This window comes from Aeromonas sp. HMWF017 (genome assembly GCF_003061465.1).
GTDB lineage: Bacteria > Pseudomonadota > Gammaproteobacteria > Enterobacterales > Aeromonadaceae > Aeromonas > Aeromonas veronii.
The window spans coordinates 1-12,744 of record NZ_QAJD01000030.1 but is presented as its reverse complement, the minus strand read 5'-3'; the positions used below and the strand labels follow the sequence as shown (position 1 = coordinate 12,744).

At 60.8% G+C, this 12,744-nt stretch carries 14 protein-coding genes; 8 read left to right on the top strand and 6 right to left on the bottom strand.

The features are described 5' to 3' along the window. On the bottom strand, positions 1–486 hold a 486-nt coding region (locus tag DBR30_RS21495), incomplete at its 3' end, for a DMT family transporter (protein ID WP_258224255.1). A 39-nt stretch (positions 487–525) separates the two neighbouring features. Here DBR30_RS21495 and DBR30_RS02225 point away from each other — a divergent pair. Beyond that, complete coding sequence (locus DBR30_RS02225; protein ID WP_108542490.1) at positions 526–987, top strand: DUF6314 family protein; 462 nt, start codon at positions 526–528, stop codon at positions 985–987. 124 nt (positions 988–1,111) lie between these two features. On the opposite strand, the gene DBR30_RS02220 is transcribed toward DBR30_RS02225, so the two are convergent. Both DBR30_RS02220 and DBR30_RS02215 read right to left on the bottom strand, forming a co-directional pair. Further along, the gene (locus tag DBR30_RS02220) at positions 1,112–1,273 is read right to left on the bottom strand and encodes a hypothetical protein (protein ID WP_108542489.1); all 162 of its coding nucleotides are present in this window, start codon (positions 1,271–1,273) and stop codon (positions 1,112–1,114) included. Next, positions 1,258–2,157, bottom strand: a complete 900-nt coding sequence (locus tag DBR30_RS02215) for a DMT family transporter (RefSeq protein WP_005339234.1) — start codon at positions 2,155–2,157, stop codon at positions 1,258–1,260. Before DBR30_RS02215 ends, DBR30_RS02220 begins: the two co-directional genes overlap by 16 nt. A gap of 91 nt (positions 2,158–2,248) precedes the next feature. Here DBR30_RS02215 and DBR30_RS02210 point away from each other — a divergent pair, with 91 nt between their 5' ends. Next, positions 2,249–3,208: a LysR family transcriptional regulator gene (locus tag DBR30_RS02210; RefSeq protein ID WP_108542488.1), complete on the top strand. Its 960-nt coding sequence runs from the start codon at positions 2,249–2,251 to the stop codon at positions 3,206–3,208. Here the strand turns inward: DBR30_RS02210 and trpS are convergent. Then, positions 3,187–4,200, bottom strand: coding sequence for a tryptophan--tRNA ligase (gene trpS / locus DBR30_RS02205; protein ID WP_108542487.1), 1,014 nt, complete (start codon positions 4,198–4,200; stop codon positions 3,187–3,189). The genes DBR30_RS02210 and trpS overlap by 22 nt on opposite strands. 192 nt (positions 4,201–4,392) lie before the next feature. After that, positions 4,393–4,830, bottom strand: coding sequence for a universal stress protein (locus DBR30_RS02200; RefSeq protein ID WP_005339229.1), 438 nt, complete (start codon positions 4,828–4,830; stop codon positions 4,393–4,395). A gap of 401 nt (positions 4,831–5,231) precedes the next feature. On the opposite strand from DBR30_RS02200, the gene fabV reads away from it, so the two are divergent. The 6 genes from fabV to DBR30_RS02165 all read left to right on the top strand — a co-directional run bounded on the left by fabV (position 5,232) and on the right by DBR30_RS02165 (position 12,215). Further along, the gene (gene fabV / locus DBR30_RS02190; protein WP_108542485.1) at positions 5,232–6,419 is read left to right on the top strand and encodes an enoyl-ACP reductase FabV; all 1,188 of its coding nucleotides are present in this window, start codon (positions 5,232–5,234) and stop codon (positions 6,417–6,419) included. 92 nt (positions 6,420–6,511) lie between these two features. Continuing rightward, the gene (gene ftnA / locus DBR30_RS02185; RefSeq protein ID WP_005339225.1) at positions 6,512–7,036 is read left to right on the top strand and encodes a non-heme ferritin; all 525 of its coding nucleotides are present in this window, start codon (positions 6,512–6,514) and stop codon (positions 7,034–7,036) included. A gap of 149 nt (positions 7,037–7,185) precedes the next feature. Beyond that, positions 7,186–8,370 carry an NAD(P)/FAD-dependent oxidoreductase gene (locus DBR30_RS02180; RefSeq protein ID WP_005355716.1) on the top strand — a complete coding sequence of 395 codons (1,185 nt, stop codon included), beginning with the start codon at positions 7,186–7,188 and terminating at the stop codon, positions 8,368–8,370. 81 nt (positions 8,371–8,451) lie between these two features. After that, positions 8,452–10,125 carry a sensor histidine kinase gene (locus DBR30_RS02175; RefSeq protein WP_181363471.1) on the top strand — a complete coding sequence of 558 codons (1,674 nt, stop codon included), beginning with the start codon at positions 8,452–8,454 and terminating at the stop codon, positions 10,123–10,125. A 46-nt stretch (positions 10,126–10,171) separates the two neighbouring features. Further along, a complete protein-coding gene (locus DBR30_RS02170; RefSeq protein ID WP_069555086.1) occupies positions 10,172–10,915 on the top strand; it encodes a LytR/AlgR family response regulator transcription factor in 744 nt (247 codons plus the stop codon). A gap of 109 nt (positions 10,916–11,024) precedes the next feature. Next, entirely contained in the window at positions 11,025–12,215 is a 1,191-nt protein-coding gene (locus DBR30_RS02165) for an L-lactate MFS transporter (RefSeq protein WP_005339218.1), read from the top strand. Positions 12,216–12,288: 73 nt separating this feature from the next. Here the strand turns inward: DBR30_RS02165 and DBR30_RS02160 are convergent. Further along, on the bottom strand, positions 12,289–12,744 hold a 456-nt coding region (locus tag DBR30_RS02160), incomplete at its 5' end, for an ATP-grasp domain-containing protein (RefSeq protein ID WP_146181346.1).

The following is a 12,744-nucleotide window of genomic DNA, read 5'->3' as shown; positions in this document are numbered from 1 at the left end:
TGCCAGCAGTACCTTGTAGCCCACCTGACCCAGGGCGAAACAGAGGTTGGCCCCCTGCACCACCAGAAATCCCAACACATAGCTTTCGGTCAGGCCGTCGAAGCGGATGACGGCAGCCCCGAGCACCGCCAGCAGGGCGCCCCACAGATAGGTAGGCTTGAAGCGGCGCTCCAGCAGATCGTGGAGCAGGGTGACGTAGAGGGGGGTGAAGATGGTAAAGACCAGCACTTCCGGCACCGTCAGCAGCAGGAAGGAGTGGTAGTAGAAGAGATACATGATGCCGAGCTGGATGGCGCCCAGCGCCATCAGCTTGGCCGCCAGATCGGGGCGCAGCCAGCGGCGGCGCAGGAAGGGGAGAAACACCAGACTGGCGAGGGCGATGCGGGTCAGCACCGAGAAGTAGGCATCCACCTGACCGGCGAGGTAGACCCCGATCAGGCTGAAGGAGAATGACCAGAGCAGGGTGACCCCTATCAAGTAGTTCATGTGTTTGATTTATCATCAGTTGTCAATTTTAAGGGGGCTATGATGGCCGAGATGGAAGCGGCAATCCAGCGTTTATGGGCGCGATTGCCACAGGTCGGAGCATTTTCCTTTACCGCCAGCAATAGCGAGGGGTCGGCGACCGACTGGAATGGTCGGGGCGAGGGGCGTGTGCAGGTGACCGATCATCAGGGGGGCTGGCTGTTTAACGAGCAGGGCCGTTACATCACGCCCCATGGCAGGGAGCTCGCCATGCACAACTGCTTCTGGTGGCAGCGCAGCGAACGGGGGATCCGTCTCTCCCATCTGCGCTATCAAGCGCCGGTCGAACTGTTCGAGCTGCTGCCGCAGGGGGATGGCCGCTGGCTGACCGCTGAGCCCCATCTGTGCGGGGCGGATCACTACAGCGCCGAGCTGACCGAGATCGACGGTGGTTTTCTGCTGAGCTGGCAGATCACCGGGCCGCGCAAGAACGAGCGACTCAGCTATCGCTATCTGATCTGACGCCGGCTGGCAGGCATAAAAAAACCGGCGCAGAGCGCCGGTAGCGGGGGACAAATCGGAGGTTTTTTAAAACAGTCCCAAAAACAGGAGAGATAGACTCTCGTCACACATTCAGAGATGGACTTCAGGCATTCAGGGCATAGCTCAACATGGCTTGCAGCTTGCTATCGAAGAACCAGGGCAGCACTACCATCAACAACCCCAGCATGCCCGCCAGTCGCTGGCGATACTGCCAGCCGGCAATCAGCACCAGACCGCCGCACAGTGTGGTCAAGATGCCTGACATAGGGTTGCCTCACGCTGTACACGACGCTGCTGGGCCCACTGGTTCATGGCGACCGAGCCGAGGATCAGGGCCAGGGCCACGCCGGTGGTGGGGTGGATCTGCTCGCCGAGGAACAGGGCGCCCAGCATCACGCCGAACAGCGGCACCAGATAGTTGCTGAAGGAGGCGAACGTCGGGCCAGCCTTCTGGATCAGCGCCATGTAGAGGAAGTAGACCAGACCGGTACAGAGGGTACCCAGCACGGTGATCGCACTCAGGGCCTGTGTGCTCGGCAGGGTCAGGCTGCTGAGGTCAACCATGAAGGGGGCGACCAACAGCAACTGGATTGCCGAGGAGATCAGGATATTGCGGGCGACCACGACCGGATGGTCCTTGGCGAAGCGCTTGATCATCAGCAGGCCGATGGCGAAGCAGCTGGCACCCAGCAGGATGGCCATGGCACCGAGCAGACCGGCGTTCATGCCCTGGGAGAGTTTCGGCCAGAACAGGGTGAGTACACCGGCAAAGCCGATGATCACGGAAAGCAGACCGGTTTTGGTGATTCTTTCACCAGAAATAAACAGCGGTGCAGCCAGAATGGTCACAAACGGGATACAACCCATGACCACGGCGGCGATGGCGCTATCCACATACTGTTGGCCCCAGGCGACCATGATGAAGGGGATGGTGGCATCCAGCAGGGCGATCAGCATATAGGTGCGCCACGGGGTGTGCTCACTCTTGAGCCGCATGAACAGGCAGAGCAGACCCAGGGTCAGGCTGCCGCACAGGGCACGACCGGCAGCCACCAGAATGGGTGGCAACTCGGCAACGGCCTGGTGCATGAAAATGAATTGGGAACCCCACAGCAGGCCAATGGCCAGCAATAACAGATAGCTACGCATTTGAATCTCCGATGTATTAAGCCAGCGCATTCTAGGCAATCTGTTACTATGGTAAAAATGAATTGTTGGCATTTAACTATGGCTAATATCGATGGATAGCTCGCTCGCCCGTCTCGACCTCAACCTGCTCGCCGTATTCGACATGCTGATGCAGGAGCGCAACGTCACCCGTGCCGCCGAACGGCTGCATCTCTCCCAATCCACCGTCAGTCACGCCTTGGGGCGGCTGCGGGTGGCGCTGGATGACCCGCTGTTCGTGATGAGTCGGCGCGAGATGATGCCGACCGAGCGGGCCAAGGCGCTGGCCGGGCCGGTGCGCCAGGCGCTGGCGATGCTGGAGCAGGGATTGCGGCAGGCCAAAGGGTTTGATCCCGCCACTGCGCGGCGGATTTTCCGCATCGCCACCCCGGGCTCGGTGGAGCACGGGCTGGTGCCGGTGCTGGTGGAGAGGCTCCATCGGCAGGCCCCTCACTGTCGGCTTGAGGTGTGCGAGCTGGCCGACAGCAACTACGAGCGGGAGCTGGAGAAGGGAGAGCTGGATCTGGTGATCGGTTTCGCCGGGGCAAATCATCTCTCACCCCGCTTGTGGCGGGAGGAGTGGTTCAACAACCCGCTGGTTTGCCTGTCGCCGCTCGGCAGCGAATTGCCCGATGTGCTGACCCCGGTCGAGCTGGTGAGCCGTCCCCACATCCACACTTCCAGCTGGGGTCACAGTCAGGCGATGGTGGAGCTCTGGCTGGCCCGCTTCGGGGTGGAGCGGGAGCTGGGCGTGCGGTTGCCGAGCTTTATGGCGGTGCCGCCACTGATGGCGACCGGCCGCTATCTGGTGGTGGTGCCCGAGATGATCGGGCGCCACTTCTGCCGCTACTACCCGCTGCGGATGCACCAGCTCGACCCCGCCATCCCCATCATCTACCTGATGGCGGGGCATCCACTGACCGCCCACGACGAGGCGATCGGCTGGTTCAAGAGCCTGCTGCACCAGCTGGTGTTCGACCTCTACGGCGACGATGCGCTCGGGACCCCCGCTCAGCGGATGCTGGCGAAGTAGTCGAGCCCCATGGCGCTTTTCACCTCCGCCAATACCTCATCGGTGATGGTGCGAGCCTGCTCGGTGCCCTGATAGAGCAGTTCCAGCAGCATCTTCTTGTCGGCAATGGCCGCGGCACGGCGCTCCCGCATCGGGGCGAGCAGGGTCTGCAGGCAGTCGTTGAGCACCTGCTTGCAGCGCATGTCCCCCAGTCCACCGCGTCGGTAGTGGGCCTTCATCTCGGCGACCAGCGCCTTGTCGGGGTGGAAAGCATCGAGATAGGCGAACACCGTATTTCCCTCCACCTGACCCGGATCGCTCACCTTGAGGTGGTTGGGGTCGGTATACATGGCGAACACCGCCTGTTTGACCTCTTCCGCCGACATGCCCAGTTCGATGGTGTTGCCGAGGGATTTGGACATCTTGGCCTTGCCGTCGATGCCGGGCAGGCGGCCGGTGTCGCTCAGGATCGGTTGGCACTCGGTCAGCACCTCTTTGCCTACCAGAGAATTGAAGCGGCGGACGATCTCGTTGGTCTGCTCCAGCATCGGCAGCTGATCTTCCCCGACCGGCACATGGCTGGCGCGAAAGGCGGTGATGTCGGCGGCCTGACTCACCGGATAGACCAGAAAACCGGCCGGCAGCGTGCGTTCGAACCCTTTTTGCTGGATCTCCGCCTTGACGGTGGGGTTGCGCTCCAGCCGGGCGACGCTGACCAGATTGAGGTAGTAGCAGGTGAGCTCGGCGAGGGCGGGCAGGGCGCTCTGCAGGCAGAAGGTGGTCTTGGCCGGGTCGAGGCCGACCGCCAGATAGTCAGCCATCACCTCCAGTACGTTGTCGGTCACCTTGGCCGGGTTGTGGCCGTTGTCGGTCAGCGCCTGCAGATCGGCGATCATCACGAATTGACGGTAGTGGTGCTGGGCTTCGACGCGCTGGCGCAGGGAGCCGACATAGTGGCCGATGTGCAGTTTGCCGGTTGGACGATCGCCAGTCAGGATAACGGGGTTGTGCATGTCACTCTCTCCAGTTGGGTGAGCCGGGAGGCGACAAAGGGATAAAAACAGTTGACCGCCTCTCGGCGGTCACGGTGTTTTCTTTGGGAAATCTAGAATAGAAACGCGGTGCCGCCTGTTTAGGAGCAGCACCACCAGTAGTTGTGATTGAATGCGGTCATGTTCATAGCAAATCAAACTACGCCGGTTTCATCACTTCTGCAAGGGGACGACCAGCAGATCGCACGGTACGGTATTCATCAGCTGACGGGCGCTCGAGGTAAGCAGGCTCCAGAAGCTCTGGCGATGGCCGCACACCAGCAGGTCGATCTCGTACTCCTTGACCGCCTGATTGACCCGCTCGCTCAGATCGCCGCAGATCACCAGCTTCTTCTCGATGGGATAGTCCACCGAGGCCAGGAAGGCCTCCAGCTTCTCTTTCGCTTCGGCGATCACCTGATCCTGCACGTTGTCGATGTCGATATCGATCATCTCGGTGTAGAGATCCTTGAGGTCCACATCGACATGGATAACCGACAGCTTGGCGCCGTTGGAGCGGGCTCTGTCCACCGCCTTGTCGATCACCTTGCGGTTATCTTCAGAGAGGTCGATCGCGGCCAGAATATGCTTGTAATAGGTTGTTCCACTCATGGGGGTTCTCCTTACCGATCCTTCAGCCCACTATACCAATCTCTGCTGAAACTAAAATGGTGTCTCAGGCACAGTTTTGGGATTTAAATGAGTTTAATTTCCTGTGGCACAGGGTCAGTCACTCAGTTATTAACCATTATTTGCCTGTAAATTAAACAAGAGTTTGAAGCCGGTCACACCCCTCGGCTTGCCGATCAGGGGGGAGAGGCATAGGATGGGCCCGTGCTTCGCAATGAACACAAAACAACAAAAAGCATCTGAATACCGCTTTGGGGAGCCACGTGCTCCCTTTTGTTTTTCTGCCTCATTCCCCGCTGCTTTTCTTGCTGATAGCGATCCGGCATCAAGTTAATCTCCCGCGACTTGGTTATGCTGTAGCCAGTTTCTTTGGAGGCCTTCTCATGATCATTCATCCGCAGATCCAGGGCTGTGTTGCCCGCAACTGTCACCCCATCGGCTGCCGCGCCGCCGTGCAGCAGCAGATCGAACGCATCAAGGCCGCTGGCCCGTTCAACGGGCCCAAGCGGGTGCTGGTGCTGGGGGCCTCCTCCGGTTTCGGGCTGGCATCGCGCATTGCGCTCGCCTTTGGTGCCGGTGCCGACACCATCGGCATCTCCTTCGAGCGTGGCCCCTCTGACAAGGGATTGGGTAGCGCCGGTTGGTACAACAACATCTGGTTTCGCAAGGAGGCGGAGCAGGAGGGGCGTATCGCCATCAACCTGATCGGTGATGCCTTCTCCGACGGCATGCGCCAGCAGGCCATCGACACCATACGCCAGCAGCTGGGGCAGGTGGATCTGGTGATCTATTCGCTCGCAAGCGGCATCCGGGGGCTGCCCGATGGCACGCAAGTGCGCTCGGTGCTCAAGACCACCGGCCAGCCATTTAGCGGCTGGGGGCTGGATCTGGAGCGCGATACCCTGGTGCAGCAGTCGCTGGCGCCTGCCACGCCGGAGGAGATCCGCGATACCGTCACCGTGATGGGGGGCGAGGATTGGCAGCTCTGGATGCAGGCGTTGCAGCAGACCGATTGTCTTGCCCCCGGTGCGCAAACCGTCGCTTACTCCTATATCGGCCCGGAATCCACCTATCCCCTCTATCGGGATGGCACCATCGGTTATGCCAAGGAGCATCTGCACGCCACCGCCGAGACCATCAACCTGCAGCTGGCCGAGATTGGTGGTCACGCCTGGGTGTCGGTCTGCAAGGCGCTGGTGACCAAGGCGAGCGCCTATATTCCGGTGTTGCCGGTTTATCTGGGCCTGCTGATGGGGGTAATGAAGGAGCGCGGTGTGCACGAAGGCTGCATCGAGCAGATGCAGCGACTGTTTGCCGCCAAGATGTATGGGGCCAATGGGGTGGTGGCCGATGGCAACCGGCTGATCCGGATGGATGACCATGAGCTGGACCCGGCCATTCAGGCCGCCGTTTCGGCGCTCTGGCCCAAGGTGACGCCGGACAATTTCCACGCGCTGGGGGACTTTGCCGGGCTGCGGCAGGATTTTATGCAGCTCAACGGCTTCGAGCTGCCGGGCGTCGATTATGCTGCGCCGGTGGATGTCGCCTCCCTTGGCGAGCTGACCCCCTGAGCTGAAAGAAACGGGATCTCCCTCTCGTTGGCGGGTTGATTCGCGGCGGGAGTGTGGCGACAATCGATACCAAATCACTGAGGAGAAACAAGATGCTGGCCCAAGCCATGATCGAGAAGTTGAACGAGCAGATTAACCTGGAGTTCTACTCCTCCAATCTCTATCTGCAGATGAGCGCCTGGTGCGAAGACAAGGGCTTTGAAGGGGCGGCGACCTTCCTGCGCCAGCACGCGGTCGAGGAGCGCCAGCACATGGAGCGTCTGTTCACCTATGTGAGCGAGACTGGCGCCATGCCCAAGCTGGGTGCCATCGATGCCCCTCCCCACGAGTTCAAGTCGCTGGGCGACGTGTTCCGTACCACCCTGGAGCACGAGTACCACATCACCAAGTGCATCAATGGTCTGGCCCACGTAGCCTTCACCACTCAGGACTACTCCACTTTCAACTTCCTGCAGTGGTATGTGGCCGAGCAGCATGAAGAGGAGAAGCTGTTCAAGAGCATCGTCGACCGTCTGGGTCTGGTGGGTGAAGATGGCAAAGGCCTCTACTTCATCGATAAGGAGCTGGCCGAACTGGCCAAGGGCGCCCCTGCCAGCATCATGGACAGCAACGCCTGATAGTCGTGGACACTTAGTGTTCAGCCAGTACAATAACGGCCCTTTTAAGGGCCGTTGTTTATTCTGGTGGGCAGTCACCGTTGTGATGTCAGCCAGAGGCAATCACGGTTCTGGCCAGGTGCCGTTTCTATTTTGATAAGTGAGTGATGATGAAGCAGGTCGATGTGGTGGTGATCGGGGCCGGTGCGGCCGGATTAATGTGTGCGGCGCAGGCGGGCTACCGTGGCCGCTCCGTGCTGGTGCTCGACAACGCCAAGAAGCCGGGCCGCAAGATCCTCATCAGTGGCGGTGGCCGCTGCAACTTCACCAACCATCAGGCTGGCGCTCACGCCTACCTGTCGGAGAATCCCCACTTCAGCAAGTCGGCGCTGGCCCGCTACACCCAGCAGGACTTTATCGATCTGGTGGATCGCCACGGGGTCAACTATCACGAGCGCACTTTGGGGCAGCTGTTCTGTCTCGAGAGCGCCAAGGATATCGTCGATGTGCTGCTCACCGAGTGTGACTGGGCCGGGGTGACCCTGCAGTTCCAGACCGAGATCCTCACCGTCAGCAAGCAGGACGAAGGCTTTGTGCTGACCACCAGCAAAGGTGAGATCGGCTGCCACTCGCTGGTGGTGGCGACCGGCGGTCTCTCCATGCCCAAGCTGGGTGCTACCCCTTATGGCTTCAAGCTGGCGGAGCAGTTCGGTCTCAAGGTGCTGCCGACCCGCGCCGGACTGGTGCCCTTTACCCTCCATCAGGCCGAGAAAGAGGCGTTCGCTGATCTGGCTGGCATCAGCCTGCCGGTAGCGGTGACCGCCGAGGATGGCACCCGCTTCAAGGAGGCGATGCTGTTCACTCATCGTGGCCTCTCCGGCCCAGTCATCCTGCAGATCTCCTCCTACTGGCACGCCGGCGAGAAGATCCACATCAACCTGTTGCCGGAGCTGGATATTCCGGCTGCCCTTCGTGAATGGGCGCAGGCACACCCCGCGCAGGAGCTGAAAACCGTGCTGGGGCGCGAGCTGCCCAAGCGCTTCGTCGACAAGCTGGTGGAGCTGGGTCAGCTGGTCAGCAAGCCGATGCGCCAGTACAACGAGCGTGAGCTGGAAGCCGTGGCCAACCTGCTGGGTGACTGGCAGATCCTGCCCAACGGCACCGAGGGCTATCGTACCGCCGAAGTGACTCTGGGCGGCGTTGATACCAACGAGCTCTCCTCCAAGACCATGGAGGCACGCAAGGTGCCCGGCCTCTACTTTATCGGTGAAGTGGTGGATGTGACCGGCTGGCTCGGTGGCTACAACTTCCAGTGGGCCTGGTCCTCCGGCTGGGTGGCTGGGCAGTACTGTTGATGTCACAGGGGCTGGTTTATCCGGCCCCGATTTATTGGTCGGGGTTATAGTGATCGGTCGGGTTGCCGCAAGGGGGCGCAGATGCTTGAGAATCAGATGATGTTGTTGGCGGTGTTCGAGCGGGCGGCGCTGATGCTGATGACCCTCTTCTTCCTGACCCGCACCCGGCCGTTCCAGCGGCTGTTCCAGAAGCGGGATCACACCCCGGCCGAGCTGGTGCTGGTGGCCTCCATCTTCTGCTTGTTTGCGGTGTTCAGTACCTACACCGGCATTCCGGTGGAGGGGGCGCTGATCAACGTGCGGATCATTGCCATCATCTCTGGTGGCATCCTGTTCGGCCCCTGGGTTGGCATTCCGGCCGGGGTCATCTCCGGTCTGCACCGCTATCTCATCGACATGGATGGTCACACCTCCATCCCTTGCCTTATCGCCAGCATCATTGCCGGTCTGCTCGCCACCTGGCTGCACCTGCGCTGCCGCAAGTCACGGCTCTGGCTCTACGGCATTTTGGCGGGGATGCTCTGTGAAGGGCTCACCATGTTGCTGATCTGGCTGCTGACCGAGCCCCACGAAGTCGGGGTGGAGATCGTCAACCACATCGCCTATCCGATGATCGCCGGGGCGCTCTGCATCGGCCTTATCATCAAGCTGGTGCAGGATCTGGATGACGAGAAGGAGCTGATTGCCGCCAAGCAGGCCAAGCTGGCGCTCGATATCGCCAACAAGACGCTGCCCTTCTTCCAGAATATCGATCGCCACTCCCTCAGTCAGGTGTGCGATGTGATCCGGCGCGACATCAGCGCCGATGCGGTGGCCATTACCGATACCCATGACGTGCTGGCCTATGTCGGGGTGGGCAAGGATTATTACGAGCTGGACGAGCACCACGCCATCAGCGGCATGACCCAGCAGGCTGTGCTGCTCGACCAGATCATCATCAACAACGATCTGCGCCAGTATCACCTCTCCGATTTCCACTCGGTCATCATTATTCCGCTACGGGAAAACGGCGCGGTGAGCGGCACCCTCAAGATCTACTACCGCCGCACCCACAGCATCACCAGCTCGCTGCGGGAGATGGCGGTGGGCCTCTCCCAGCTCATCTCCACCCAGATGGAGGTGTCGCGCATCGAGCAGCTCAAGGAGATGACCCGCAAGGCGGAGTTCACCGCGCTGCAGAGCAAGATCAACCCGCACTTCCTGTTCAATGCCCTCAACGCCATCTCGTCGCTGATCCGCATCCGGCCCCAGCAGGCGCGCCAGCTGATCGCCAATCTGGCGGATTACCTGCGCTACAACCTCAACAAGGGGGATGAGCTCATCGACATTCAGGAGGAGCTGCAGCAGGTGCGCGACTACGTGGCCATCGAGCAGGCCCGCTTCGGCGACAAGCTGGAGGTGGTGTTCGAGGTGGACGATGTGCACATTCAGGTACCGAGCCTGCTGTTGCAGCCGCTGGTGGAAAACGCCATCCTGCACGGCATCCAGCCCCGCAGCGCGCCGGGCCGGGTCACCATCGAGGTGAAACAGTTGGCGGGCGGTATTCGGGTAGCGGTGCGGGACACCGGTTACGGCATCAGTCAGGCGGTGATCGACGGGGTCGCCGCCGGGCGGGTGGAGAGCCGCAGCATCGGCCTGATGAACGTGCATCAGCGGGTCAAGCTGCTCTATGGCGATGGCCTGCACCTCAAGCGGCTGGAGCCGGGTACCGAAGTGAGTTTCTATCTGCCGGATCAGGAGTCGATGCCATGCTGAATGCCATCATGGTTGAGGATAAGTGTGTGCCGCGAGAGGTGTTGTCATGCTGAAAGCGATCATTGTGGAAGACGAGTATCTGGCTCGCGAGGAGCTGGCCTATCTGGTGAACCAGCACAGCACCATCGAGATAGTGGCGAGCTTCGAGGATGGGCTGGAGGCGTTCAAATATCTTCAGGATCACGAGGTGGATGTGGTGTTCCTGGATATCCAGATTCCCTCCATCGATGGCCTGCTGCTGGCCAAGAACCTGCACAAGTCGAGCCATCCGCCCCACATCGTCTTCGTCACCGCCTACAAGGAGTTCGCGGTGGAGGCATTCGAGCTGGAGGCGTTCGACTACATCCTCAAGCCCTACAACGAGCCCCGCATCATCAATCTGCTGCAAAAGCTCGAGCATGCAGGCAAGTCGCAGCCAGCCACCACGGGGGAGGCGAGTGGCGAGGGGAGCAGCCCCCACAATCGCACCGTCAATCTAGTGAAGGGGGAGCGCATCATCGTCACCCCCTGCGAGCAGATCTACTACGCGGAAGCCGACGAGAAGCTTACCTATGTCTACACCCGTGATGACCGCTACGTGATGACCATGACCATCAGCGAGTTCGTCAGCCGCCTGCCGGCCGAGGGGTTCTTCCGTTGCCACCGCTCCTACTGTGTCAACATCAACAAGATCCGCGAAATCGTCCCTTGGTTTAACAGCACCTACCTCATCCGGCTCCATGATCTGCCGTTCGAGGTGCCGGTCAGTCGCAGCAACATCAAGGCGTTCCGTCAGCTGATGCGGCTCTGATTGTCATTCATTCCCGCCGATCTGCATTTCATGCCTTAATCGATCGGCGCGAACTGCGTCTTGCCTATAGTGGCCTCAATTTCCTTAAGGCCATCGACCGAGACGCATCATGACCATCGATCTGAACCGCACCCGGTACCTGACACTGATCGGTACCATCATCACCCAGTTTGCGCTGGGTTCTGTCTACACCTGGAGCCTGTTCAACGCCCAGCTCTCCGACAAGCTGGACGAGCCGGTCAGCCAGGTGGCTTTCGCCTTTGGCCTGCTCAGCCTCTCGCTGGCGGTCGCCTCCTCCATGGCGGGCAAGCTGCAGGAGCGATTCGGGGTGCGTAACGTGACCTTGGGCGCTGGCGTGCTGCTCGGCATCGGCTTCTTCCTCACTGCCCATGCCAGCAATCTGGCGATGCTCTACCTCTGCGCGGGCATTCTGGTCGGTTTTGCCGACGGCACCGGCTACCTGATGACTCTCTCCAACTGCGTGAAGTGGTTCCCGGAGCGCAAGGGGCTCATCTCCGCCTGTTCCATCGGTGCCTATGGCCTCGGCAGTCTCGGTTTCAAATACATCAACCTGCTGCTGCTCTCCAGCTCCGGCCTTGAGACCACCTTCCAGCTGTGGGGTTTGATTGCGATGTCCATGGTACTGGTGGGCGGCATGCTAATGAAGGATGCGCCCAAGCAGGCAGCTTCCGTACAGCAGAGCGAGAGCCGTGACTTCACTCTGGCCGAGGCGATGCGCAAGCCGCAGTACTGGATGCTTGCGCTGATGTTCCTCACCGCCTGCATGAGCGGCCTCTACGTTATCGGCGTGGCCAAGGATATCGGCGAAAAGATGGTGGGTCTGCCTGCCGTGGTCGCCGCTAACGCCGTCGCCATCATCGCCATGGCCAACCTGGGCGGCCGTCTGGTGCTGGGTATCCTCTCCGACAAGATGTCCCGCATCCGGGTCATCACCATTGCCCAGCTGATTACCCTGGCGGGCATGGCGCTGCTGCTGTTCGTGCCGCTCAACGCCAACCTGTTCTTTGTGGCGGTCGCCTGTGTGGCATTCAGCTTCGGCGGCACCATCACCGTCTACCCCTCGCTGGTGAGCGACTTCTTCGGTCTCAACAACCTGACCAAGAACTACGGCGTCATCTATCTGGGCTTTGGTCTGGGCAGCATCATCGGCTCCATTGTGGCCTCCCTGTTTGGCGGCTTTATGGCGACCTTCCACCTGATTCTGGTGTTGCTGGTGGTGGCGCTGGTGCTCTCCCTCACCATTCGCCTGCCGGCACCGGTAGCGGTGGAGCGGGCCTGATAAGCCTCCTTGCCACAGCAAGCAAAAACAGAGACCCGGGCCATGCCCGGGTCTTTGCATTTCCGATGGTCGATCAGCGCGGCGTTAACCCCAGCAGCTGGCGGGCCTGACGGCAGCTCTCCTCCACCGTTGGCCAGTCGTCACCGGTCACCGTGATGTGGCCCATCTTGCGGCCGGGGCGGGGTTCACCCTTGCCGTAGAGGTGCAGATGCAGGCCGGGCAGCGCCAGCAGTGCAGCCCAGTCGGGCGTGCCGTTTTGCCAGAGATCCCCCAGCAGGTTGATTAACAGGGCGGGTCGCACGGCGTTCTGTTCCGGCAGCGGCAGATCGCACAGGGCCCGTACCTGCAACTCGAACTGGCTACATGCGGCGTTGTCGAGGCTGGGGTGGCCCGAGTTGTGGGGGCGGGGCGCCAGCTCGTTGACCAGCAATCGGCCTTCCACCAGAAAGAACTCCACCGTCAGCACCCCGACGTAATCGAGGGCAGCGATCAGTCGCTCAGCGATCCCTTTGGCTTCGCTCTCCAGCAC